At 44.8% G+C, this 24,594-nt stretch carries 19 protein-coding genes; 8 read left to right on the top strand and 11 right to left on the bottom strand.

Translation table 11 applies throughout. The features are described 5' to 3' along the window. Positions 1-16: 16 nt before the first annotated feature. The 5 genes from IRQ95_RS10695 to bcsQ are packed head-to-tail and all read right to left on the bottom strand — an operon-like array spanning position 17 to position 10,575. A complete protein-coding gene (locus IRQ95_RS10695) occupies positions 17-3,790 on the bottom strand; it encodes a cellulose synthase subunit BcsC-related outer membrane protein (RefSeq protein ID WP_194436916.1) in 3,774 nt (1,257 codons plus the stop codon). Continuing rightward, positions 3,781-4,887 carry a cellulose synthase complex periplasmic endoglucanase BcsZ gene (bcsZ, locus tag IRQ95_RS10690; RefSeq protein WP_194436915.1) on the bottom strand — a complete coding sequence of 369 codons (1,107 nt, stop codon included), beginning with the start codon at positions 4,885-4,887 and terminating at the stop codon, positions 3,781-3,783. The genes IRQ95_RS10695 and bcsZ overlap by 10 nt, the downstream gene beginning before the upstream one ends. Further along, positions 4,884-7,172, bottom strand: a complete 2,289-nt coding sequence (bcsB, locus tag IRQ95_RS10685) for a cellulose biosynthesis cyclic di-GMP-binding regulatory protein BcsB (protein ID WP_194436914.1) — start codon at positions 7,170-7,172, stop codon at positions 4,884-4,886. Before bcsB ends, bcsZ begins: the two co-directional genes overlap by 4 nt. After that, positions 7,162-9,795 (bottom strand): UDP-forming cellulose synthase catalytic subunit, encoded by a 2,634-nt coding sequence (gene bcsA, locus IRQ95_RS10680; protein ID WP_194436913.1) that lies wholly within the window; start codon positions 9,793-9,795, stop codon positions 7,162-7,164. Before bcsA ends, bcsB begins: the two co-directional genes overlap by 11 nt. Before the next feature lie 3 nt (positions 9,796-9,798). Next, positions 9,799-10,575, bottom strand: coding sequence for a cellulose biosynthesis protein BcsQ (bcsQ, locus tag IRQ95_RS10675; protein ID WP_194436912.1), 777 nt, complete (start codon positions 10,573-10,575; stop codon positions 9,799-9,801). 675 nt (positions 10,576-11,250) lie between these two features. Between bcsQ and bcsE the strand changes: the two genes are divergently transcribed. Genes bcsE through bcsG form a run of 3 tightly spaced genes read left to right on the top strand, consistent with a single transcriptional unit; the run spans position 11,251 to position 14,627 of the window. Continuing rightward, positions 11,251-12,831 carry a cellulose biosynthesis protein BcsE gene (gene bcsE / locus IRQ95_RS10670; protein ID WP_194436911.1) on the top strand — a complete coding sequence of 527 codons (1,581 nt, stop codon included), beginning with the start codon at positions 11,251-11,253 and terminating at the stop codon, positions 12,829-12,831. Then, positions 12,831-12,992, top strand: a complete 162-nt coding sequence (locus IRQ95_RS10665; protein WP_194436910.1) for a hypothetical protein — start codon at positions 12,831-12,833, stop codon at positions 12,990-12,992. Before bcsE ends, IRQ95_RS10665 begins: the two co-directional genes overlap by 1 nt. Positions 12,993-12,995: 3 nt before the next feature. After that, complete coding sequence (gene bcsG / locus IRQ95_RS10660; RefSeq protein WP_194436909.1) at positions 12,996-14,627, top strand: cellulose biosynthesis protein BcsG; 1,632 nt, start codon at positions 12,996-12,998, stop codon at positions 14,625-14,627. Positions 14,628-14,687: 60 nt separating this feature from the next. Here bcsG and IRQ95_RS10655 read toward each other — a convergent pair whose 3' ends face one another. After that, positions 14,688-15,869 (bottom strand): tetratricopeptide repeat protein, encoded by a 1,182-nt coding sequence (locus IRQ95_RS10655; RefSeq protein WP_194436908.1) that lies wholly within the window; start codon positions 15,867-15,869, stop codon positions 14,688-14,690. A gap of 408 nt (positions 15,870-16,277) precedes the next feature. Here IRQ95_RS10655 and nagB point away from each other — a divergent pair, with 408 nt between their 5' ends. Then, a complete protein-coding gene (gene nagB, locus IRQ95_RS10650; RefSeq protein ID WP_194436907.1) occupies positions 16,278-17,078 on the top strand; it encodes a glucosamine-6-phosphate deaminase in 801 nt (266 codons plus the stop codon). A 69-nt stretch (positions 17,079-17,147) separates the two neighbouring features. Here the strand turns inward: nagB and IRQ95_RS10645 are convergent, their stop codons facing one another. After that, a complete protein-coding gene (locus IRQ95_RS10645) occupies positions 17,148-17,504 on the bottom strand; it encodes an acyl-CoA synthetase (protein WP_194436906.1) in 357 nt (118 codons plus the stop codon). 265 nt (positions 17,505-17,769) lie between these two features. Here IRQ95_RS10645 and IRQ95_RS10640 point away from each other — a divergent pair, with 265 nt between their 5' ends. Further along, complete coding sequence (locus IRQ95_RS10640; RefSeq protein WP_194436905.1) at positions 17,770-18,105, top strand: hypothetical protein; 336 nt, start codon at positions 17,770-17,772, stop codon at positions 18,103-18,105. A gap of 27 nt (positions 18,106-18,132) precedes the next feature. Here the strand turns inward: IRQ95_RS10640 and IRQ95_RS10635 are convergent, their stop codons facing one another. Next, positions 18,133-18,897, bottom strand: coding sequence for a ferredoxin--NADP reductase (locus tag IRQ95_RS10635; protein ID WP_194436904.1), 765 nt, complete (start codon positions 18,895-18,897; stop codon positions 18,133-18,135). 112 nt (positions 18,898-19,009) lie between these two features. Further along, positions 19,010-20,179: a multidrug effflux MFS transporter gene (locus IRQ95_RS10630; RefSeq protein ID WP_194436903.1), complete on the bottom strand. Its 1,170-nt coding sequence runs from the start codon at positions 20,177-20,179 to the stop codon at positions 19,010-19,012. 94 nt (positions 20,180-20,273) lie between these two features. Here IRQ95_RS10630 and IRQ95_RS10625 point away from each other — a divergent pair, with 94 nt between their 5' ends. The 3 genes from IRQ95_RS10625 to arfB all read left to right on the top strand — a co-directional run bounded on the left by IRQ95_RS10625 (position 20,274) and on the right by arfB (position 22,876). Then, entirely contained in the window at positions 20,274-21,050 is a 777-nt protein-coding gene (locus IRQ95_RS10625; RefSeq protein ID WP_194436902.1) for an AraC family transcriptional regulator, read from the top strand. A 49-nt stretch (positions 21,051-21,099) separates the two neighbouring features. Continuing rightward, positions 21,100-22,398 carry an alpha/beta fold hydrolase gene (locus tag IRQ95_RS10620; protein ID WP_194436901.1) on the top strand — a complete coding sequence of 433 codons (1,299 nt, stop codon included), beginning with the start codon at positions 21,100-21,102 and terminating at the stop codon, positions 22,396-22,398. Between the two features lie 64 nt (positions 22,399-22,462). Continuing rightward, positions 22,463-22,876 carry an alternative ribosome rescue aminoacyl-tRNA hydrolase ArfB gene (gene arfB, locus IRQ95_RS10615; RefSeq protein ID WP_194436900.1) on the top strand — a complete coding sequence of 138 codons (414 nt, stop codon included), beginning with the start codon at positions 22,463-22,465 and terminating at the stop codon, positions 22,874-22,876. Positions 22,877-22,947: 71 nt separating this feature from the next. Here arfB and IRQ95_RS10610 read toward each other — a convergent pair whose 3' ends face one another. Together IRQ95_RS10610 and IRQ95_RS10605 are read right to left on the bottom strand one after the other, a co-directional pair. Further along, entirely contained in the window at positions 22,948-23,643 is a 696-nt protein-coding gene (locus tag IRQ95_RS10610) for a VC0807 family protein (protein WP_194436899.1), read from the bottom strand. Between the two features lie 168 nt (positions 23,644-23,811). Beyond that, on the bottom strand, positions 23,812-24,474 hold the full coding sequence (locus tag IRQ95_RS10605; protein ID WP_194436898.1) for a cupin domain-containing protein: 663 nt from the start codon (positions 24,472-24,474) through the stop codon (positions 23,812-23,814). Positions 24,475-24,594 lie beyond the last annotated feature (120 nt).

Genomic DNA, 24,594 nt, shown 5'->3' with positions numbered 1-24,594 from the left:
TATAGATCATCTCAATCTAAAAATCGCTATATAAAATAGGCGGCTGGGGCGGGTACTCTATCGGCTGCCAGCGATCATTGAAAGTGTACTTCGCGTAAAGCATAAAGTGGTTTGGCGTGTAGAATTCCGAACGCTGCAAATCTATCAACGCGCCAAAATACCAGTGCTTGCTCACCCGCTTTTCTACTGCCGCTTGCAATGAAGCACCAAACCCACCACCACGCTCTGACTTGCCTTTTTCCACAAGATACGGCCCATCTTGCTGCGTCCATGAGTTTGAAATCGACCCGCTTAATAAGTAAGACCAAGTACCGTCATAGCGGCCATAGTAGTTAATCGGTAGTGAAACTGAAATATAGCTTTGCGGGCTATAGTAACCACCGTGATACAGTGAGTATTCACCAAGGTTCTTGTCATAACTCAAATACATCAAGTTCGTCCCAATGCTCAAACGCTGATTATCTGTTGCGATCAGTTTGTAATAGCCACCACCTAATAGGCCTAGACGAGTATTATCCGCTACATTTTCTCCCGTCAACGAATGGTACTGGACACTGCTCCAAAAACCGTACGGACCACCAATATCCCAACTTGAGTTGAGCTTCAGTCCGGTACTCACTACCCCGCCCCATTTAGTGTCTTCACCCGAAAGTTCACTGGTTTGCGCAGGTACACTTAACCCCGAATAGGAGAGAGTACTGCTGGTTTCTGGTCTTCGAGATGCATCGACCGACCAGCCAAACTCACCGAGATCGCCATCAACACGAACCCCACCAACCCAAGTCGTATGATCAAAACCAACTGGTATCGTACCTATATCTACCTGCCAGTCTTGCGCTTGCCACCCAACCCCCAAAGCGACACCAGAAGCACTGCCTTCAACCACATTGTCTTTTGGCGAATGGTCGGGGTCTTTTTCAAAATACTCTAACTTACCTGAATCAACAGCCACATAATCTGCTCTTAGCAGCAAATGCCCATCCCACTCTTCAATCGGAATTCGCGCCTCAATCGGAACTTGGTTAGTGGTGTTATTGCCGTCACGAGCGCTGTAATCCCAACCAAACATGACATGTCCATCACTGCGGTCACGCAACGCATCAATGTCCGCTTTTACATTACGAGTCAGCCAATAATCCTCAGCGCTATCATAAAGTTCTCGTAGAGTTAAAGAAGGTTGATCTGTCTCATTAAGCTGAGGGCCATTTTCCAATCGGTCACTATCCAGTGCTTGATAAGCCCTGCGCTCGGCTAAGTCCCATTGTTGGTTATCCATCGCTATCGCCATACTATTTCGATACGCGAGAGCATTGGCGTCAACCGCACTATCCAACGCCTGATTAAGAGTGTTGGCATCTTCGCGGTAACCTTGACGATTAAAAATCTCAGCCACGGCCATCAATTGCGCAGCCGTCAAACTCGATTTCTTTTTCAGCAAGATCAAATGTAAATCATGATAGATGGCTTGCTCATCGATTAAAGCACTCGCTTGCAGCATGCCAATTTGCGCCTGAGTGAGAAACGGCTCACTACTTGTCGAGACTTGCTGAAATACCTCAAGCGCTTGCTGTGGTTGGTGTGTGGCGAGCAACACATCCCCTTCTTCCAACAAGCGGCGAATATTTAACTCTTCAAATTGCAACACTTGAGAAACGCTAAGCGAAGCATACCCAACATCGGATGTTTGCTGTTTGTACCACAGATCAAAATCGATAAAACGCTGCAAACTCACCATCATCTCCCCATAAGCTAACTGGTCATCGAACGACCAACTTTGCAAAGGAAAAAGAGTTGCGTAGATCTTGTTTGCTTTGTCTGCACCCTCGATGGCCATCCAAGCTGCAACAATGCGGGCAAGCGGTTGAACTTGTCCTGCATATTTGGCGGATAAAGCATCCAGTGAATCGGTAACAGACTTTGGTTGAGCCTGATAGCGCAGCTGCACATCTCTCAACTCAATATCCAACTTCAAACGGGTTAAGTTGCGCTGCATTGCTGGCGTCCGGTCGAGTTTATCTATACTCTCTAGTTGTTGAGTCGCATCTAGTAGACGATATTCTTGGGCAAGATACAGCGCATAAGCAAATTTCATTTCTGGATCTTGGCTAGATTGACTCCAATCAGCCATTAAGCGATCTGCACGCTTTTCCTCTCCCAATGACTGAATCACATTCGCGATGTCTAACCTTTGCCAAGGCGAACTCGGATTCAATGCAATTAACTGATTGGAAGCTTCACTTTTCATCACCGTATCATTTCGCTCAATAGCCTGACGTAGATTCGCTAAGATAATTTCAGATTCAATTTCCTTGATTTTTTCCGTCACCACCAATTTCTGCTGAGAGGAATAGCTCTTAGCGACTGATAGAGCTCCTAACCAATCTTTCTGGACAATTCGAAGATCCAAACGTCCACGCAATGCCGAACCATTGAGCGGTTCTAGCTGTAAAGCTTGGCGATACACTTTATCCGCAGCCACATACTGCTCTTGACTAACAAGGGAAGCACCCAGATCGGTAAAGGCATAGGGTTGAGATCCATCTAACTGAGTCGCTTGGCGATAAAACTGTTCTGCTTGAGAATATTTCCCTTGCGCCATCAAGGCGTCACCTTGGTCGAGATAGCTCCAGTAACGAGAGGTTTCCACCAGCGTTGTCCATTTGCTCGCACTATCTGGATCTTTGTCTAATGTCTGCGCACGTTGAAAATACTCCAATGCCTTCTGTTGCTGACCTCGGCGTAGATAAACCTTACCCATCCCTCCTAGTATTTCAGGGTCATCTGGACGGGTGGTTAATGCATAACGCAACTGAACCGCCGCTTGCTCTGTCTTGCCTTGCTCAAGCAATTGCAGACCTTTCAACTTCGCTAAGTAAGTCGGGTCTTTGCGCAGCTCTTGCTCGGTATTCCAACGTTTGATTGCGCTTTGATTTGCCCGCTGAATTTCCAAATCTGTCGGATAGTAGCTGGCTAAAATCGCGTACTGCTGAACAACTTGTGCGGAAATAGACAACTGGTCCAAAGCCCTTAGCCAAGATGTCGCCGCAGTTTTTCCAACCGATGGTACTAATGCTAGCTTATTGTAAGTATCGAGAATCCACGCATTGGCAGGGTCTCGTTTGCGAATATGGTTTGCCAAAGCCAACTGAAACTGTGGAACTCCCGGATATTCAACATTGAGTCGTTCCAGACCTTGTTTCACCGCTTGCCAGTTTTGAGTAAGGTTGCCTTGTAGCTGGAGAAATTCAAGTTGTAGCGCTGCCGATGGCATCCCATACGGGAAAAGGCTTTGATAGGCCTCTATTGCCTCTTGGTAACGCCCCGATTTTGCCAACAACTTCGCGCGCTGGTAGTCGGCACTTTTATTCGTACGAATAGCGATGATTTCGGCAAGGTCACGGGTATACGAAGAGTTCGGCGCACTCTGTTTTAAACGCTCAAAGGTCTGTTGAGCTAAATCAAGCTGTTGACGCTTCAAAAACATATTCGCTTGATAGAACAAACCAATTGAGCTGGTTTCATCGATCGCGAACAACCTTTCTAACGTGCTTTCGACAATATCATCACGGCCAATGGCATCCGCTAACTTCAATTGTTCAATCAGCCACTCTACCGAATTAACTCTCGCTACAGAGGTCGAAAACTGCGTGGGTTCAATCGGTTGATAAACACCTAAAAGTTGCTCTTTGCTCAACGGCTTTGAACTAAAATTCGCCGCCTGAGCCACTCCTACTCCACCCGCTATGCAGCACAATGAAACCAACCATGAAGCGCGTCCATTTACTGACATGAATTGCTCCACGCAGGCACTAATTCACCATTCAAACCAAAACGATAATGGCCTTGATGCCAACCCATCCCAAATAAACTCAGTACATTGTCGTAGTAATAGTCGTTCCTATCGCTGACCAACAAAGTATTCGCTCTCTCAGCTTGTTGTTGCAATAAGTCCTTGTCTGCCACTGCATCAATGAGCGGTAGTGCTGCGGCAGAAAAACCGGCACTGCCCTTGTTACTAAACTTACCTGTTTGAGTATTCACTTCTCGTGGGGGGGCGCCAAGCGTACTCGTTGCCTCAACAAACGGCTGCATTTGTTCAACTAATGCGCTTTTTTCTGCCACGCTATCATTGAGCATGCCCGCCCATAAATAAGTGCGAATGGCATTGTAACTGCCAATCGTTCCTGTAATAGGGTCCGTTTGATACTGGTTGGCATCCTCAAGCGCCCAATCAGGGCTAAACCCCTTAGGCATCGTTTTAGTCAGCATACTTACGCTAGTCTGGTACATCTCACCCCAGGGTTGCTGCGGGTACAACGAGCGCATGCGAGCAATCACTTGTAAAGGAACATAACTAGGATTTACTCGATAGCCATCCTCCAAAACAAAACCTTTCGGCGCGGGCAGCAACAGCAAGCCACCGTCTTCAATCGTCACCGTTTCTTCGCGCAAGATACGGCTAGCCAACAAGTAACCCAGCGATTGATAGTAATAATTATCCCACAAGCGACCGGCTTCAACTAAAGTGTAGGCAATCCATAAATCGGAGTCAGAAGCCGGATTACTATCTAACACCCCCCATTGTCCGTTGGCTTTTTTACCCCAAAGCCAAGCAGGCAATTGAGCGGTCAAATCGCCACCCGCCAGATGTTGCTGTGTCCAATTGAGTAAGTTAGCAAAAGTTTGTTTGTCGTTAGCAACAAGTGCGAAAAACAGTGCATAAGACTGGCCTTCCGAGGTAGTGATTCTGCGCGAATCACTACCATCAACCACTCGACCTTGTTCAATATAGACCGACTTAAAAGTTTGCCACTGTGACCATTCACAACTTTCAGCGAACACCGATGAAGAAAGAAAAACCGCCACCAATACCATCAGCTTTTTCATTCTTCCTCCTCAACCTTCTCTAATCGCTTAGATGCCACTTGGCGCAATACACGCCACAACACGATAGTCACGATCACAACCAATAGCGCCGCAAAACAGGCAACAACGATCGGGTGGTTAGAGAAGTGATACCAAACTAGCTTCCACACTGGCAGTTGACCAACATAATAGTGCTCACCCACGTTGTAGCTTGCCACCTCATCTTTTCGCAGAGTGACTACAGAACCAAACATATAATCAAGCTTACCTGAATCAACTAATGCTTGATCGACAACCGCAAAATCACTTGCTTGAGCCGCCATAATCGAAATTAGGCTGCGGTTGCTGGTAAATGGGCTCTCCTGACCATAAATCGCTGCAAATGCCCCACTGGCTTCGACTGAAACAAAATCGGCAGGTTGTTGACCTGTCGTTGTTGGGCTCATCCAATTCAAACCCAACTGCTGTTCATTCTTACTTGGTAAACGAATCTGACGCTCACCCGCTTTTACGACTAAATCAATTTGATCTGGGTCGCTCGCAGCTTGCAATAACGAACTGTCTAAACCAATGCTGAGAATATCTTTATCGCTAAGTTTCTCGGCATCCCATTGATCCGTCAGCAAAACATGAATACCTGGATAACCTGAACCGCCACCCAACGAACCCATAATATTCAAAAAAGTTTGCAGCACTTCTGCTGGTGCATTTGGCGGGAGCACAACCGCAGTTTCCGAAAGATCCGCCATACGGGTATAAGGGAATCCTGACGTCGCGAATGCACGCATATTTGGCATTTCGATATAGTGAGGGAAACCACTAAAATCGATGGTCGAATCACCATCCACTACGGCATACTGTTTACTTGGTTGAGTGACTTGGCATTGCCCATCCGTCACTGAAGCAAAGCCAAATTCAAACTCAATTAGGTTTTTACTGCCCACTTTAAATGCAGGAATTCGTACCCGACTCTCGCCACCCAACAGCGTATCATCGAGTAAAGGAATACGAATTCGGTTTGAGCCGCCACCTTGACCGGTCGTGGTTAAGTTGAATGCTTCAATAAACTGGTCATTGATACTCAAAGTTAAACGAGAACCTGAATGGTCCTCCGTTGGCGGCGAATATCGATAGTTAAGATCCATGGGTATACCACGGCTTTGCCAAGTAAATAGATCGGGAGGTAAACGCAAACTCACACTTATCGGCGGAGGTGTACGCCCCTCAACTTGTAGCATTGATTTTTGCTCAACCAATTCTGACAATGCCACAGGTCTTTCTGTAGTTACCCAGTTAGGCGCATCATAAGGCGCTCGTGGTTGAATTTGAGTTACACGATTAATTTTAGCTACTGGTCCAGTTAAAACTTGGTTACCAAGCGCTAACCCTCTTACTGCGGTGTTTAAGTCAGCACTATCTCGACCAGCAACCAGCAACAACTTAACAAACGGGTCGGTCGGATGCGTGATCACTTGCAAACGAGGGCCGTCACTATCGGGAAAATCGCGCAAAAAGTCCGGCTTGTTGTCATTGGTCACAAACACAATGGCGTTGCGCTGCGGTAAAGTGTCAAAACTCAAAGGAAACTGCGCGCCACGCCAACCCGCGAGCGAACCAAAATATGAACTAGCCACACCCGCCGCTTTGATCTCTTCTAGATCATACTGGTCGCCCATTACCATAGGCAGATTCAGCTGGCTAAAGTCGCGCACATCAAAGAATGGCGCTGGTAACAAGCTAAGATCGCTCTCCAAGCGAGTCTTCTGCACCAACATTTCAATACGGCTAGTCTGACTGATTTCAGCCCAAATACTGGCGTCATTGGGATTGGAACAATCTTTTTGCGTATTGCCGATCAATTCAAAACGTATCTGATTGTAGTTACTGAAAAAACGCGTATCCAATGGCATCGATAAACTAAGCTTTTTACCTTGTTGCCCGTCAACAATTGGCGTGACGCCCATCAACTCATTATTCAAGTAAACTTTAACGTGAGAAACCAGCGATAGAAGCGCTGGAGACGGGGTAATGTCGAAATAAAGCGTAGCTTGGGAGACAACCTCATCCAAACGAGAGCCGAACCCGACGTAAGCGCTGGTTTCACTGCCTTGAATTGCAATCGAACTGTTATAGCCAAGCTGGCTAAATGGCACAACTCGTTTAAATACTGACGAACTCTCAAGAGCATGAGATTGCACGACAGAGACATTGGCTGACTGATTTACTTCTTGTGCTGCGAGACTACCCGACAAACTCATCAGAGCTATAGCCGCTGTCAACGCTGTTAGTTTTTTATTATTGAGCATGACTTAAGGTCCTGGTTGGGACATAGCGAGGTCTAAGAGACCAAATAAACTTGATACAAATTAAAAGAGCATCGACACAGGCTCTAACCGTCTTAGGACAATGTCGTAGCAAGCGTTTGTATCCATTAAAGCCGACATGAAGTACGGCATGCATACTAGAGAGAGGCTTGTCGGCTTGATACCCCTGTTGCCATTTCGCCCATGTATCTGCACGAGCGAAGGTACATTGAACGTATTGGATTTGTTGTTGGTGCGACAACTCATTGAGTTGCATACCAAACGTTTCCTTATGAGCATAGGTGACAGTGACAGGGAAAACGAATTCTTGGCCACCGCGATTAAGAATAATGTGTAAAGATTGTCCCTTAAGGTAGTGCGCCGCATCTTGCTCTACGCCGGCAATTTCAACTCGCACCCCTCCAAACGAAAAGTCTTTCAGTGTCGCTTGGAGTAAATGACCAGATTTTAGACGTACCGCAATAGGTGTTGAGACATCTACACGGTGGTCTTTACGTACCTGTTTAGCTTCAACCGCAACCGCAACCGCTGCGCCTAAAATCAGCAAGTTGTACATCGTCCAGATCAAATTAACTAAAACTGTCCCAAACTCATCTTGAGGCCCCCACCCGAGACGATATAAACCGACAGCGAAGCCAAGAATATTGAATGCTACCAAAACTAAATATGGGCGCGAGATAACCCAGTCATAGTGGGACTTCTCTACCAAGCCCCCCTTCGCCGTAACATTGAACGAACCTTTGTGCGGCGCAAACAGTGCAACCGTCGTTGGCCTCGCGATATACCAAGCCAACACAGTCTCATAAACCTCACCCCAAAAGGAATATCGATAATCCCCTTGCATACGAGAGTTAGTCATACTGGCGTGAATCATGTGCGGCAACACATACAAAATAATCGCTAGCGCTGGTGCATAAATAACGTATGAGTGCAGTAATAAAAACGCCAAAGGCGCAATCAAAAAGACAATCCGTGGGATCCCAGATAAAAAGTGCAACATCGCATTGGCGTAGCACAGTCTTTGCGAGAGTTTCAAACCTTTGCCCGTTAGTGGGTTATCTACCCTAAAAATCTGCGCCATCCCTCGGGCCCAACGAATACGCTGTCCAACGTGAGCTGATAGAGTTTCTGTCGCTAAGCCCGCTGAGATTGGCTGTTTGAGGTAAGCTGAGCGATAGCCTAGGCGATGCATGCGTAAAGAGGTATGCGCATCTTCCGTGACGGTTTCGACGGCAATCCCGCCCACTTCTTCTAATGGCTGACGGCGCAAAATCGCACAGGAGCCACAAAAGAAGGTCGCATCCCACAAATCATTACCATCTTGAATTAAGCCGTAAAACAAACTGCCTTCATTCGGCACATTACGAAAGTTTGCCAAGTTTCTTTCAAATGGGTCCGGCGAAAAAAAGTGGTGTGGTGTCTGCACGAGTGCGAGTTTAGGGTCTTTAACAAACATCCCCATTGTAAGCTGGAAAAACGCACGTGTTGGGATATGGTCGCAATCGAAGATAGCGACGAACTCGCCGCTTGTTTGCTTCAACGCATAGTTAATATTACCGGCTTTGGCATGCTCATTGGTTGGGCGGCGAATGTAATTGACTCCGACACTCTTAGCAAAATCGCGAAAGCTATCGCGTTTACCATCATCAAGCACATAGATGTTGAGCTTGTCTTTTGGCCAATCAACGCCCAAAGAAGCATAGACCGTCGCTTTAACGACATCGAGGTCTTCATTATACGTTGGGATCATCAGGTCAATCGTCGGCCATTTAGAGGTATCTTGCGGCATTTCGATTGGCTTACGATTAAGCGGCCAAATATTTTGGAAATAGCCCAAAATCAACACTATCCACGAATACGTTTCAGCAATCAGTAAGACACTACCTAAAACCAGAGCTAGCGGGTCATCCCAGTTCAACGTGGAAGAGTAACGCCACCAGAGATAACGACAAGAAGCCGTCACTGACATGATGATTAATAGCATGGTCGGAAAACGACCCGGCAAGCGACGGACCATCATTGCCAACGCCCAAAGTAATACAACAAAGACGAGTTGCGCTTGATAGCCAAATGGAACGGTAAAACAGATCAGCGCCAGCAAGACGACACAAAACAATAATAAATAATTTAGAACCAGTGCTGACTTACTCGTTCTTATCGCTTGGCGAAACTCTGGCTGCTTAGCTTGGTTAGCGGTTTTTTCTAACCAACTGACTATTTTGGCGACTGATTCAAAAGGAAGATAGAAAATTTTGCGTAACTGAATCATCGCGCTTATCGCAAGCCTTCGCATTTTATACAGTCCACCGCGATTCACACATTGCTTAAAGCAGATCAACCAAATGCTTTGAACGATAAAGCGAACAGCATCAAATAAACGAGGGGCGGCAAAGTTCACTTGCGGGAAATAGACCAGAGGTAGCTTCCAAGAGGGAACGCCTGCAATCACTGGTTTTAGAAACACAAAGCTAAAGCTAAACCAAGCACCTAAGAGTAAGTGTCCCAACCAACTCGTTCGGCATTGCCATGCTTGCTCATAGCTGTTTTTGTGCTGTTCAAATCGTTCTACGATCCAACGCTGAAAGATTAAGTTAAGCCCCTTCATCACTTAATCCTGACTAGTACTTGAAGCAAGAGAAGATACACACCAAAAAGCAAGAGCTTGATAATCTTTCGCCGCTTGGCTCATCGGGGCATAGTGTTGAATCGTGGTCAAGTTAGCGGCACATTCAGCTAGAGCGGTATCTTTATGCATAAATACTGGTACCAACAAACTTTGCAACTCTTGCTTCAGTACTAATGAAAAGTCGCGTCCTATTTCAGTTTCTGGCTGGTATTGATTGAGAATAAAACGGATTTTCCCGCTATCCATGAGTTCCCGAAGTATCTGGTTACATAGGCATTGTGACTGAAGCAACGCATAGTTCATCGCGTCAGCCTTTATCACGACAAACACCATATCCATCGATGCAACAAAGTTTTGCCAATCAATGTTTGAAATTTGCCAGAACTCCCCATGGAACAATTGCCACTTAGATTGCTCTGCAAGGTCAAGCAAAGCGTGGCTCAAACTCGTCACTGTTCGAGACTGATTTTGATAAAAACGCTGACGTGAATCTGCCTCTAATTCGCCAAATGGCAGAAAGTCCACTCCTTGCGGACTCGAAAAGCCCGCATCATACCAATGCTCGTCTGTGAGTACGCGCGCAGCCCAACCATCTCGTTCTTCAAAAGGTAAGCCCAGATGGAGACGCAGCAGGTTTTCTGGTACACCATCAATAGCGAGCACAGATTTATTAATCTTCACTAATGACTGTGCCAAGTTCGCGGTCATTGTGGTCGAGCCACAGCCGCCCCTCAGACTAACGAGTAGAAGGCGTTTCATACTGTTTCCGTTGTAAGACCTACTAATTTCGTACTGTTTTGGGTTACTGTCGAGTCAATGTGATGACACTGACTTTGTAACACCAACCATTTACTTTTTACTTTGGAGTACGATTCATTTTCTGCAGTTTCAACGTATTGATGTTGAAGCAAGTTATATGAAGAGTAGATCGAATTAATGTCTTTTGCTGGCTGTGACAAAACATCTTTTCCACATTACAGGCATATTGAACCGGAGCGTCGACATCCTCGTCGGACACTAGAATCCCAAGTTAATAACGCTAATAACGATTAGATGCGCTAATTCCACGCACCGAAAATATACAACACGAAGCATAATGACAATGTAAGACATTGAACTTTCGCGTGTTAACACTCCAAATGATGTTTGACTTCAGAACTATATTTTGAAAGTAAGTTGTAATTATCCATTTACGACATATAAGCTTAAAAACACATCGACTGATATTATGTCTCTATCTGTAAGACATTAATTTAAGCTCATAAACATCAAGGTGAGCATGCTATATGCAATTTAACTTTCGATCAATTTAGTTTAATATCTTCGCGTCATTTTTTTGTCATAACCGATAACCATTTCAGTACAAACAAGCATAAGCCAAAGCATTAAGAACAGACAAAAATAGCTTAAACCACTGATTAAAAGGCAATTATCATGTCAGCAATAACAGGATTATCCCCAATTACAAGCGAACTGGAAAATAAGTCTGCATATGTAAATTTATTTTCTAACAAACACATGACAGTTGACTTTATTTTAAGCAAATTAAGCATTGAACAAACTAGCGCACTGATTAGCTTTATCAGTAAAGAGTCATTATCTCTGGGATTAAATGAAAGCACCAATAACAAATTCAATGCCTTATCATCAAGCCCGCTTCAGAAAAGCTATTTTATTAATGGAAAAAGTCAAAAAAAGACAATTATCTCAATAAATCTAATTAAAGACATTCACAAAATAAATATACCGAAACAATTAAACATCTTTATATTAATTCCCGACTCTTTCCTCTCACACAATAACGGTCGAGAAATAGACGAATTTCTACAAAGCGTCAATAGCTTGGCAAGCAAAAATGAAGCTAAACTCAACTTATGTATTTATGGCAGTTTAGCCACAGCAATACTGAAACCAAAGTTGTTGTCTCACAATCGCTCGATTGCAGGCTTAGCAACCATGACCGCGATTGATCACTCTCGCTATAGCTATTTGATCGACTTTTGGTCAAATAGGCATGGTGTCATTGCCGCGCAAGAGTATATTTTCACTAAACAAAATGATGGTCATTTTGTCGCAACTCAGCAAACAAGACAGAAAACTCAACACATCACCGAAGACAAATCCGACAGCGATAGAATCTATGTGTCTCGGCAAGCTATTGGGGAGAGAGAGAAAATAACCAAGGCAATGCACGTTGCTGACAATAACCAACATTTGCTGTCACTGTTAGATGCCCCTAGAGCGTCTACAATTATTTTTAGCTGTTCAAACCAAGATGAAGTGCAACAATTGGCTTTAGATTGCTATCAACTAAGAGCACAAGCAGGACCACAGTTAAAAATTATCATCAGAGAAACGCAACAGTGCTTGCGCTACGCAGATGAAAAATTCCTACTAAGAGCTGGGGTCAATCTGATTTGCCCGGTACAAGTTCCTCATATGCGCTTTATTACTCAAGTCGAAGCAGTACAAGGGCAGGTACTTAGCCGCGAGATACCAAATAATTTAGATACTTTACTAAAATATGACTTAAAGTTTGGCAGCAAGGGCTACTTAAATGGTAATGAGTTTACACACTACTGCAGTGAGATAATGTCAACGTCAGCTCAATCGAAAGTGCACTTCGCCTTGGTAAAACTCAACTTGTTGCCAGGGATGCAAGCTGAAGAATGTCTTCGCCTATGCCACATCAAGCGAGATGGTGATGTCGTGACCGCCAGCACTAAAGCGCTCTATGTGCTGTTTAGCGCCATCCGCCACAGTGATATCGGTATTGCTCTAAATAATATCTTTGAGTTCCCAGTGCGCGACTTATTTCATTCAACGCACACCTTTGAAACTCAATACGATATTGATTCAGAGCTCAAGCACATCCTTGACGACCAAGCAGCTATCTCTAACGAAGTAACCGACTTAACTATTGAAAGAGAAATTTTTGCTGCCAATCAACAGCCCTTGACGGCAATGCCTGCTCTATTTGCCGTTAGAAAAAACATTGCTCTTAAGAGGCCATAATGAATATCAACGACTTTTTGCTCACTGTAAGCGTCAGCCTAACTGTTGGTCTTTTGCTCGGCTATTTCTTACGAGATGCTGTTCAAGCAATACGAGCATTTCATACAAAAAAATTCAAGCGTTCTCGCTACTTTGAACTAGATACTAAACAAGAAGACTAAGCAATGGCATCGCAAACGCAAACAACGCCCAGTTTCTCAATCAGCCTAGGTTGGTGGAATATTTACTTTATCGCGAAAATTGCTCTCTATTTACAAGGGGTGATTAACTTTCATCCGCTGCAAAACTTCGCGTTGCTCATGTTTATCTTACTGCCTGTAAGCAGAGTTAAACTCAATTATATCCGCCACTTTATCGCAGTCATTGCGGCAGCTTGGCTGCTCCACTATGACTCATATCTGCCCCCTCTCGACAGACTTTGGGCACAAATGGGACAATTGATGCAGTTCGAGCTCAGTTATCTTATTGAACTTTTGGGGCGCTTTGTGTCACTTCAAGCGCTCATTGGACTATTTGCATTGTGCGCGGGTTACTTCATCTTAAGCCAGTTCTTGCGTGTTTCAGTCTTGGTTACTGTGGCGATGCTATATATCAGTTTCCCACACGTTAGTGATCCCAAAGAAACTGCCAATTTAGACTCTAAACTCTCAGTGTTACCGGAAGCGACTGCAAACACCGGTCAACCTTCTCCGCCCGTAATTGGCGAAATCAACGATACAACCCTAAACACCTTGACCGCCGATTTCTTTACCAAAGAAGCATCAAGACGAGTGAATTTTAACGCTGAGAGTTCAAAAGATGCGCCTTTTGATCTGCTGTTGCTCAGTATCTGCTCGGTCGCGTGGGACGATATTGAAATTGCCGGTTTAGCCGATCATCCATTGTTTAAAGAGTTCGACATTATGTTCGACAACTTTAACTCTGCGACTTCTTATAGCGGTCCGGCGGTGGTGAGACTCTTGAGAGCCAGTTGCGGTCAGCAAAAACATAGCCAACTGTTTACTACCGCTCCCTCTAAGCAATGCTACTTATTTGATGACCTGAAAGCGTTAGGTTTCAAAGAAAACCTAGTAATGAACCATAACGGCGTGTTTGACAGTTTCCTAGAGCTAATAAAAAAAGATGGCGACATACAAGCAGACCTAATGTCGCAGCAAGGCTTTACACCCTATCAAAAGTCTTTTGATGGTTCAGACATATTCCGAGATAAACAAGTTCTCGATAACTGGTGGCAAAGCAGGCTAGACAATAGCGATGACAAAGTTGTTGCCTTGTATAACTCAATTTCACTGCATGACGGTAACCGCATTATTAATGCCAACTCAACCACGTCAATGGTGAGCTACAAAAAGCGTCTGAATAATCTGCTAGACGACCTGTACGCATTCTTCAAAACGCTTGAAGCGTCAGAACGCAACATTGTAGTTGCGCTCGTACCTGAGCATGGGGCAGGAATGCGTGGAGATAGAATGCAAATTTCAGGGATGCGTGAAATTCCAGCACCCACCATCATTCACACACCAGTTGGCCTGAAGGTTTTTGGTAAAGATATACAGCGTCAAGGTGAAACTAAACATGTAGAAGCGCCTTCCAGCTATCTAGCACTATCACAACTTATCGCCAATATCCTCGACAAAGACATCTATCAAGTTAAGCAGTTTGATCCTGAAGACTTAACCGCGAACCTACCGCAAACTGATGTCGTTGCGCAGAATTCGGGGTCGACAGTAATAGAAGTTGATGGCAGATACTATGTTTCATTAGATGGCACAAGTTGGATTGAATACCCTCATTAAAAACTAAAAGACCGAGAGAGATACTCACTCGGTCTTTCGCTTCTATATTGCACTAATCGTTCAAGATTTTGGTTGGTCCATTGGCGAACGCGTAAAGTCCAACGTAGGAGATTGGGATATAGATGGAGAATTCATTGATAACTCTTGGGGCTGCTCATCATGCAATCCCTCTCCTGATTCGAGCATTTCCGATTCTTCATCAAGGCTGATCCGTTCACTATCAGGGGCAAGATCATAGGCTAAATAATCAAATTCTCGTTTATATAGTCGGTTAAGTGCTTTTATAATTGCATGTTTGCCCACTCTGTTTTCACGAATTCGTTTAAGCATTGGTTTGGCTAAAGATTGCAGCCCAACGACCGTATCAACCCCCATAGTCAAAGACAATTTGTCACGCAGTGCTCGGGCTTCATCATTACCCAATTGCGCCGCCATAAACAACCAAATATAAGCGATGAACTTGCCTTGATGGTGGTACTCTAGCCAGTATTCACCAGCTTTAAACATTGCGGGTGTATAGCCTTTTTCTCCAGCTCGTTCCAGCCAATAGCAACCTTGCTTAAAATCTTGTTCTACACCAATACCTTGTATGTAGCACAAGCCAAGTTTTAGACGTCCTTCGTTACTTTTTGCTTTAACTGCTTGCAAGAACCAATAAAATGAATCTTCAGCCGACGGCGTTGGATTATTTTCTGCAACCAGCCAATCTCCTAAAAATAACATCGCAGGAACATATCGTGCGTTCGCAGCCTCTTCCATTAAGAGATTCGCTTTGGTCACGTTTTGTTCGACGCCTCGCCCCAAGAATAACGCCTCTGCGGTTTTATGTTTTGCCTCTAAGTCACCTTCGGCTGCAGCGATGGCAACTCGCCAGTAGTTCGCTTGCTGGCGCAGTACCACATCTTCTTTCATTCGGTCACAAATCCGAATAACACCGTACATTCCGGTTATATTGTCGAGTTGCGCGGCCTTCATATACCAATAAAGAGCCTTGCGAAGGTTAACTCGCTCCTCTTCCTTGGCAAAATAAAGGATCATGGCAAGATCGCCATTTTCCGCTTTTCTCAGTCTTTCTTCTTGATCACGCTTACGATCACGAGCTATCGCTTTGCGATAAGCACTTTCACGTTGTTTGCGCTCGCTCTCTGCTCGCTGCTGGCGAACCGATATTGCCAGCATCCAAACAAACAATAGCAGCAAAAGAAGTCCGGTTGCCCCTATGGCAATTCCCATCATACTCATTAATTAACTTCACACGTCGCGTTTAACATTGAAATCACACTTATTTATCGGCTCGGCTGCGAGTTTTTTGAGCTTTTTATTTTTTAACTCGCCGATTTTTACGATATGGCACTAGGATATGCCAAGTTAACTTGTTTGGCGATATGGTGACGATTTTTATCCCAAGTTATCGCTAGAAAGTTGAAAGATAACGCTCATTGATAATAGTTCGCTCAATAAAAAATCCCACTTTTTTGCATCATTAAACGTACAAATAGACAACATGCAAACGTATGCCTTTTGACTTTTCGCAGTATTTGAAAAAGAAAACGTAAAATTTGACCAAAAACAATAGAACATCAAGATCACTTATTTTATAATGCAAAATAATGACACAGCGTACCGAATTCTAATTATCAGGGGCAGAAAATGAGACTTATCCCGCTTCAACAAGCAGCACAAGTAGGTAAATGGGCAGCGGCACATATCGTTAAGCGCATTAATGATTTCCAACCAACAGCAGAGCGTCCGTTCGTTCTAGGTCTACCTACTGGTGGTACGCCTCTAGCAACATACAATGCTCTAATCGAACTGCATAAAGCTGGCGAAGTTAGCTTCAAGCACGTTGTAACATTCAACATGGATGAATACATTGGCATCCCAGCGGATCACCCAGAGTCATACCGTTCATTCATGTACAACAATTTCTTCAATCACATTGATATTCAAGAAGAAAACATCAACCTTCTAGACGGTAACGCACCAGATCACGAAGTTGAATGTAAGCGTTACGAAGATAAAATTAAGTCTTACGGTAAAATCAACCTATTCATGGGTGGCGTAGGTAACGACGGTCACATTGCATTTAACGAACCTGCATCTTCGCTATCTTCTCGTACTCGCATCAAGACTCTAACTGAAGATACTCGCATCGCGAACTCTCGTTTCTTTGATGGCGATATCAACCAAGTACCAAAATACGCACTAACTATCGGTGTAGGTACACTACTAGACTCAGAAGAGATCATGATTCTAGTGACTGGTCACAACAAAGCACAGGCACTAGAAGCCGCTGTTGAAGGTAGTGTAAACCACCTGTGGACTGTATCTGCTCTGCAGCTACACCCTAAATCAGTCATCGTATGTGACGAGCCATCGACACAAGAGCTGAAAGTGAAAACCGTGAAATACTTCACTGAGCTAGAAGCGGAAAACATCAAAGGTTTCTAATTCAAACCTAAGAATGAATGAAGGAGGCTTATGCCTCCTTTTTGTTTGCCTGTTCAACACCGATAAAAATTAGGCGAGATTAAAAAACAGTTCGTCATCCGTCATGTATTTGTGTTTATTGCCTAAATTGCGCAAATGCATAAACATAAAATCTGGAAAACCAGGTGCAAGCAGAGAGTTAGGCTCCCAGCACACGCCACCAATAAAGATATATCGGCCTTGTTTCTCATCATCGTGTAACGGATTATTCAACGGAGTAGACAGTTCGGCCCGAACCCCTTCCACTACACAGACAACCTGTCCTTTAGCCACACCAATTACGCGGTTAACCAAATTTGCCTTCACTCCGCATTTCCATGCTTGTCGCGTTGCCATTTCAAAACCGACTTTACGGACGCCTTTATGTACATTGACGATCAAATTCATTGCTGCACTCCATGGGGCTGAAAACTTATACCGATAGGAATAAGCACGTAGTCAGTGATTGCACAATAAATATCAATGACTTATTTAAGACAACATTTAGATTAACTTGGAAGTAAGCATTCCCACGAGCTAAACAAATTACGAGTTTCTCATCAGGTGAAAAAATAACCTGTGGTTATTATATTAATTCAACCAAATTAGTTAGTTCATGATACTCAATGCAGTTCTATACTTAATTCAGCATGGTGCTTAACGAGGATGACGAATGAATGGTTTAATTTTCTCTATACTGCTTCTCACAACATCCCCATCCTCTACGGGTCCTAACTCTTTGCCACTAAGATGCGAGTTGTTGGAAACAAAAGATAATTTTCTCTACTACCGCCCACAGCGAATCTATCAAAGCGATCAGTTTGTTGTGTTCCAAAACTTTAAAGGACGAGTTGTTTCCCAAGTAGACTTGAAAACGGGTGAGCTAATTCGCACGACCTATCTGGGTGATACCTTTAAACCAAGTTACCAGATCTTGAAAGGACGCTGTAAAGAAGTACAGCACACTCTAGACTTTTGGGCACTCGACCAAATGCCTTACGATAGATGAAAAATGACACGCCAGAGTGACAGTTGACTACCAATAGCGCTCAAACACAATATTTCCCGGCTCAGCGCGACGATGCTTAGACAAACCGAGTTGCTGTAACGCTTTAGTGGTATCCTTGATCATTTCAGGATTACCACACAGCATCACAAAGCTATGGCTAGCGTCAAATTGCGCCTCGCACTGCTCCATCAAGGCTCCCGTCGAAATCAAATCCGTAATACGCCCATGCAGCGCATCATTTACCTTTTCTCGTGACACTACAGGTTGGTAGGCTAAACGCCCCTGATACTCATGTACTAACTGATCAATGAGGTAACGATACACCAAGTCGGACTCTTGCCTCACACCATGAACCAGCACGATTTTCTCGCTATTAGGTCTAAAACTAATATCATCTAAGAGTGATAGAAATGGCCCAATTCCGGTTCCTGTCGACAAGAGCCACAATGTTTTGGTCTGTTTCGGAATCGTCTCAAAGATCAAATCTCCGTGAGCGGAATGCGAGACATAAATGCCCTCACCTTCGCGAAGATTTTGTAACTTCGGGCTAAGCTTGCCATTGGGTGCTGCGACAATCAAAAATTCAAGCATATCGCTACTAGTCAGCGGGGCATTAACCAAGGAGTAAGCTCTCGAGATAACATTACCGTCCTCATCCAGTAGCGCCAGCTTTGTAAACTGCCCTGCTTTAAACTGTAGAGGCGCACCAGTGACTCGCAGGCTAAAAACCTGCTCCGTCCAATCGGTTCGTTTCTGAATTATGCCTCGATGATATCCTGCAATATCCACCATCCATTCCCCCATTCAGATTAATTAATAGCCACCATAGCAAAAATAACAATTACGTAACAAGTTAAAATATAGACTAATTCTTATTCAAAAATCAGTCTAACTTCTTAGTTTGTTACACAATAGACGTCCGACTCTTGCTCCGGTTTAACCAAGATACTAAGAGAGTGATCAGCGCAGAAAACGTCAATATCTCACCTAAGTTCGCACTTTTCCCCGCCAGCGCCATGCCGCAGCCGATTAAAAGATAATAACCTAAACCAAATAGCGCCCCTGCCGACCCAACTTGCTGTTTATAAGTAGCTAAAGCACCCGCTAAGATATTCGGTATCGCAAGACTAAACCCAATCACCACCAGCATCATCGGCACTAAAAACCATACGGATTGGCTATTCATGTAAACACCTGCGCCTCCTAACAACGCAATCCCAGCAGCCAATTGAACCCGTTGAGTCGCCGTGATGCTGCGTCTAGCAAGATGTTGATTAAATTGGCTACCAATAAAGGTCGCGACAGCAAGAAGGAGTCCACTCAAACCGAATTGCATCGAGCTAAACCCAAGCTGAGCAAACAAAAATGGACCATGTAGATAATAACTAAACAGCATCACGTTAAAGCCACAAATCAGCAATGCACTGCGCCATAATTCGCCATCTAAAATCATACGTTTAGCTAACATCAGCATGGTTGACTTGGTCAGCGTGTTTGTCGTGACATTTGCGCTACGCTGAGGCTGGCTTTCGCGTAAATAACGAAAGGAGAGCAGTAACAACAACGCAGCAAGCATCGCGAGCGCACTGAACACGCCGTCATAACCATAGTGGCTCGCCAACACACTACCAAGCAGTAGTCCCAATGCAGGGCTAATCGCAATGCCGATTCCCATCAGAGAGAAGACTTTACTTAACTCCTCTTGATCATAGGTATCTCGCAACATAGTTTGTGTTACAACTGAGCCCACCGCCGCACCGAATGCACTCAGAGCACGCATTGCCAACAAGCAATAAAAATTTTGTGCATAAACCGCGCCCAAAGCCGCTACTCCATACACCAACAAACCCAATAACATCGCAGGTCGACGACCCATTTTGTCAGCAACTACACCCCAGCTCATCACCCCTACAGCAAAAGCGGTAAAGTAGATTGATAGTGTTATTCCAGCCTGTGACATTGAGACGTCAAAGCCCTTGGCAATATAAGGCAGCGCCGGACTATAGATGGTTTCAACGATTTGGGGGAACATCATCAGTAATACCATCAACCCTATCGCAGATTTCGTTTTCATTTCTTCTCTCCGTTAATTCACGCAGAGAAGTCTAACCAAATGTGCTAAAGTCCTATTAATAGGATTAAGACTAATTACATCAAGATCAGGACAAATGGCGCTCATCGACGAAACCACCCAATTTTCCCCCGATGATCTCGACAACCCGGTGATTGGTATCGCTGCCCGTGTTGGGCGTCATGATTCGGGATTACATCAACATCAGAAAGGTCAACTGCTCTACGCTCCACAAGGGTGTATGACGATTACCCTCGCAGAGGTGCAATGTGTATTGCCACCGACGAAAGCGGCATGGATTCCTGCGAACACCCTGCACTGCGCGCGAATGAACAATGTAGTTGAATACCGATCACTGTATCTCAGTGAACAATACGCCAACATTGGTGGTGACGATGTCAGCATCATAGAAGTCACTCCGCTGTTGCGTGAATTAATCGAGCGAATGTCATTTTGGGCTTGGGACAAGCCATCTCATGAGATGAGCAATACACTAAATTTATTTATTGAAGAACTGCAACAAGCGAAAACGCAAACTCTCTTCTTGCCACTTCCCAAGGATGCCCGTTTGCAAACTTGGCTTGATGAATTACAAGCAGTTGATACCCCCAGCAATGCGCCATCACTGAGCCAATTGAGCCAGCAAATCGCCGCCAGCAGTAAAACCATCAGCCGAATTTTTAGTCGTGAGACAGGTATGCCTTATCAAGCTTGGCGTCAGCAATGGCGGCTACTCAAGTCCATTGAGTATCTCTCACAAGGGCTTACTGTTGCCGATGTCGCTCATCAGTTAGCGTTTTCCAGTGACAGTGCGTTTATCGCCTTTTTTAAACAGCAAACAGGACAAACCCCATATCAATATATCAATCAATGACCTAACATTAAGCCGTCACGTTATTTAATACGCCGCTTAGGAAGAAAGCATGCAATACGCACACGCATTTATCGATGATGGATTACATTACTTACCCCATTATTTTTCAGCACCTTTGGATTACTCTCAGTCGGATAAAGGTGAGATCACTATCTTTGCTCGTGAAGTTCGCTTGGTAGGTGATGAACAAAGCCAAAAGCCTTGGCTAGTCTTCTTTCAAGGCGGTCCGGGCTTCCCTGCGCTGCGCCCAACAGGTAATAGCGGATGGGTAAAACGCGCACTACAAGAGTACCGCGTACTGCTACTCGACCAACGCGGTACAGGCAATAGCTCTGTGATTAGCCACCAAACCTTGGCAGCGAAAACACCCGAGCAGCAAGCGGAGTATTTGAGCCATTTTCGTGCTGACAATATCGTACGTGATGCCGAACTGATCCGTGAACAGTTCGGCGTTAAGCAATGGGCGATATTAGGTCAAAGCTTTGGTGGTTTTTGTTCATTAACCTACCTTTCACTGTTCCCGCAAAGCATTCTGCGTAGTTACATCACCGGTGGTGTACCTTCCATTTCGCGCCATGCTGATGATGTATATCACGCGACCTTCAAACGCACTCTCGATAAAAACCAAGCGTTCTTTGCTCAGTTCCCACATGCTCAAGATCTTTGCCAATCCATTGCCGATCACCTAATCGACCATGAAGAGTTCTTGCCAAACGGGCAGCGCTTTACCGTTGAGCAATTTCAACAAATCGGTATCAATTTCGGCATGAGTGATAGCTTCATTAGTACCTACTACTGGCTAGAAAATGCTTTTGTTGATATTGAGGGGCAAAAACAGCTTCGTTATGAGTTTCTCAATGCCATGCTGGCAGAGCAAGGTTTCCAAACCAACCCGATCTACGCCATCTTGCACGAATCTATCTACTGCCAAGGTTTCGCTTCCAATTGGAGTGCTCATCGCGTGCGCGATCAATACGCCCAGTTTAACTACCAAAAAGGTCAGCCATTCCTGTTTACCGGTGAAATGGTTTTCCCGTGGATGTTTGAGCAATACCAAAATCTAAAACCACTGCAACAAGCGGCGGAAATCTTAGCCAACAAAACCGACTGGGGTGCGCTCTATGACCCAATCCAGCTGGCGCACAACAAAGTTCCGGTAAGCTGCGTGGTTTATGCAGATGATATGTTTGTCGAGATGGATTATAGCCGTGAAACGTTAGCCACCATGCCAAACGCTAAAGCTTGGATTACCAATGAATATGAGCACAACGGCTTACGTGCGGATGGGGAGCGCATCCTAGATACGCTTATCGCGATGGGCAACCAAACCGCAGCAACATTGGTTTAATCGATAAGTCTTAGTGTACACTTAGCCACAGCCACGCTGTGGCTTTGTTTTTATGGGAAAGGTCATGCTTAAAATATCAAATAGTGTCACGCTCAGTGACTGGGAAATTCAAATGACGGCGATCCGCGCGCAAGGTTCGGGTGGGCAAAACGTCAACAAAGTTTCCAGTGCCATTCATCTGCAGTTTGATATCAAGCACTCTACGCTCCCTGCCCTCTACAAAGAGCGCCTACTCGCGCTGAGTGATTCACGCATTTCAAAAGAAGGCGTGATCACGATTAAAGCGCAGCAATATCGCACTCAAGAGCAAAACAAAGAGGATGCATTAAACCGTCTAGCCGAAGTGATACGCGCGGCTATGGTGGTGCAAAAAGCACGCAAAGCAACCCGACCAACCCGCGGTTCAAAAGAAAGACGTTTGAAAGCGAAAGGAATTAAGAGTCAAACCAAGACGTTACGTGGCAAAATTCGTGATTAGTGACGTAAAGCAAGTGCAGATAGGAACAACAGAAGAGTTGCCAGTTAGACTAACTGGCAACTGAATAGAGACTATTTAGTATGGAAGATTTGCTCAGTTTCAAGCGAAGTCATCGCACGAACTTGACGCCAGATGTAGTAAAAAATACCAAACATCATCAACATACTCGGAATAGCAATCGCTGGGTAACTGTATAACGTCATTTTACCCAACTCTTCATTAAACTCAGCAGTACCCGCCGGGCTGGTCACAATCCAAGTCGCTAGAAAGTAGTTCATCGCAGATGAAAAAGCGAAAGTACTCGCAAACAGATAGTTTGACGACATCAAACAACGCTCAAACTGCTCAGTTTTACCATTCTGCTGCAAACGCTGCCTAATCAGATCCAAATTCAGTACCGTGTCATTCAAGATCATCTTCTGCATCAGTGGGTAGCGGGTAAACGTAGAGCCTAGTACCGCCAAACCAATCAAACCAGGGATCAAGGCTTCTTTCAGCGCTAGCCAACGTGTATCCAGCTCTAGAAGACCAATACCACCCGTGAGTAGCACGCTGACAAAACCCAGCGCGGAGATAAAGTTAAACTTCTTGTTGCGGATAAGATCCATACCGCCGTAGCCGATAGGGAACATGAGAGCAACAACCAATGCCATTGCCGTACCTAGATGTTCATCACCACTAAACTTCATCAAAATGAATGAAGGGATAAACACGTTAAACAGGATCTCAAACAGAGGATTCGACTTTTTCGCGGTCGTGTTATTCATAGACTATTACTTATTTTACCATTTCGGCTGCTATTAAAGTTCGGGGGCAAGTGTTGATTGCCTTGCCTCAGATGTAAAGCACAAATAGAGCGAGTTATGTAACGACTTATGAAATAAATCGATCAACACGACAAATATTGCTCTATACATCCCATATGACTACAAGAGTCACAAATGCCCAGTTTTCACATAAATCAGCGCGCCACGCTCTTTAGTAAACGGCTTATGCTGACTTAAATGCGGACTACGGATCCAAGTGCCAGCGGGGTACTCTCCAAATTCATCACAGAAAACACCTTCTAACACAAAGATCTCCTCACCACCCCAATGTTGGTGAGCGTTAAACTGAGTATTCGGCGCCCATTTTACCAAAGCAACGTGCTCTGACTCAAACTCGTGTAACGGCATCACCTCTAACCCGTCCACTAATCCTTGTCGCCAAAGCTGTTGATGCGTATTCACGTTGACGGGTTGAACGTCTTGTTGGCTAAATTGATGCAACTTAACAAAGATGGTTGCCCCATCCACACCAATGCGCGGCGTGTGCTCGGTTCCAATCGGATTGCGTACGTAACTACCCGCAGGATAGTCACCGTGTTCATCAGAAAATACCCCCTCGAGGACATAGAACTCTTCACCGCCGCCATGAATATGAGCGGAAAACCTACTGTTTGGCGTATAACGAACAAGTGACGTGGCACGCGCGATTTCGTCACCTACTCGATCAAGCATCATCCGCTCCACTCCAGCCATAGGTGAGGCGACCCACTGGTACTCATTGGGGCGAACAACCACTCGCTGGTCAAAATCGGCGTTAATCAAAGTCGTCATATTGGGCTCTTTGTTTGTCGTCATCTACTGAGTCATTACCTAATGCGTCATTACCTAATGCACCAGTGCCTAATGCTTGACTGCCTAATGTAAGTGTAGTGACTAATTTATCTGTTTACT

This window comes from Vibrio fluminensis (assembly GCF_015278125.1).
In the GTDB taxonomy this organism is placed as follows: Bacteria; Pseudomonadota; Gammaproteobacteria; order Enterobacterales; family Vibrionaceae; genus Vibrio; species Vibrio fluminensis.
Note: the sequence above shows the minus strand (reverse complement) of the source record. Positions and strands in the feature narration are given on the sequence as shown.

Bases quoted from the DNA above. Each gene is read 5' to 3' on its own strand.
- IRQ95_RS10695 (WP_194436916.1), bottom strand. From the start codon at position 3,790: ATGTCAGTAAATGGACGCGCTTCATGGTTGGTTTCATTGTGCTGCATA.
- bcsZ (WP_194436915.1), bottom strand. From the start codon at position 4,887: ATGAAAAAGCTGATGGTATTGGTGGCGGTTTTTCTTTCTTCATCGGTG.
- bcsB (WP_194436914.1), bottom strand. From the start codon at position 7,172: ATGCTCAATAATAAAAAACTAACAGCGTTGACAGCGGCTATAGCTCTG.
- bcsA (WP_194436913.1), bottom strand. From the start codon at position 9,795: ATGAAGGGGCTTAACTTAATCTTTCAGCGTTGGATCGTAGAACGATTT.
- bcsQ (WP_194436912.1), bottom strand. From the start codon at position 10,575: ATGAAACGCCTTCTACTCGTTAGTCTGAGGGGCGGCTGTGGCTCGACC.
- bcsE (WP_194436911.1), top strand. From the start codon at position 11,251: ATGTCAGCAATAACAGGATTATCCCCAATTACAAGCGAACTGGAAAAT.
- IRQ95_RS10665 (WP_194436910.1), top strand. From the start codon at position 12,831: ATGAATATCAACGACTTTTTGCTCACTGTAAGCGTCAGCCTAACTGTT.
- bcsG (WP_194436909.1), top strand. From the start codon at position 12,996: ATGGCATCGCAAACGCAAACAACGCCCAGTTTCTCAATCAGCCTAGGT.
- IRQ95_RS10655 (WP_194436908.1), bottom strand. From the start codon at position 15,869: ATGAGTATGATGGGAATTGCCATAGGGGCAACCGGACTTCTTTTGCTG.
- nagB (WP_194436907.1), top strand. From the start codon at position 16,278: ATGAGACTTATCCCGCTTCAACAAGCAGCACAAGTAGGTAAATGGGCA.
- IRQ95_RS10645 (WP_194436906.1), bottom strand. From the start codon at position 17,504: ATGAATTTGATCGTCAATGTACATAAAGGCGTCCGTAAAGTCGGTTTT.
- IRQ95_RS10640 (WP_194436905.1), top strand. From the start codon at position 17,770: ATGAATGGTTTAATTTTCTCTATACTGCTTCTCACAACATCCCCATCC.
- IRQ95_RS10635 (WP_194436904.1), bottom strand. From the start codon at position 18,897: ATGGTGGATATTGCAGGATATCATCGAGGCATAATTCAGAAACGAACC.
- IRQ95_RS10630 (WP_194436903.1), bottom strand. From the start codon at position 20,179: ATGAAAACGAAATCTGCGATAGGGTTGATGGTATTACTGATGATGTTC.
- IRQ95_RS10625 (WP_194436902.1), top strand. From the start codon at position 20,274: ATGGCGCTCATCGACGAAACCACCCAATTTTCCCCCGATGATCTCGAC.
- IRQ95_RS10620 (WP_194436901.1), top strand. From the start codon at position 21,100: ATGCAATACGCACACGCATTTATCGATGATGGATTACATTACTTACCC.
- arfB (WP_194436900.1), top strand. From the start codon at position 22,463: ATGCTTAAAATATCAAATAGTGTCACGCTCAGTGACTGGGAAATTCAA.
- IRQ95_RS10610 (WP_194436899.1), bottom strand. From the start codon at position 23,643: ATGAATAACACGACCGCGAAAAAGTCGAATCCTCTGTTTGAGATCCTG.
- IRQ95_RS10605 (WP_194436898.1), bottom strand. From the start codon at position 24,474: ATGACGACTTTGATTAACGCCGATTTTGACCAGCGAGTGGTTGTTCGC.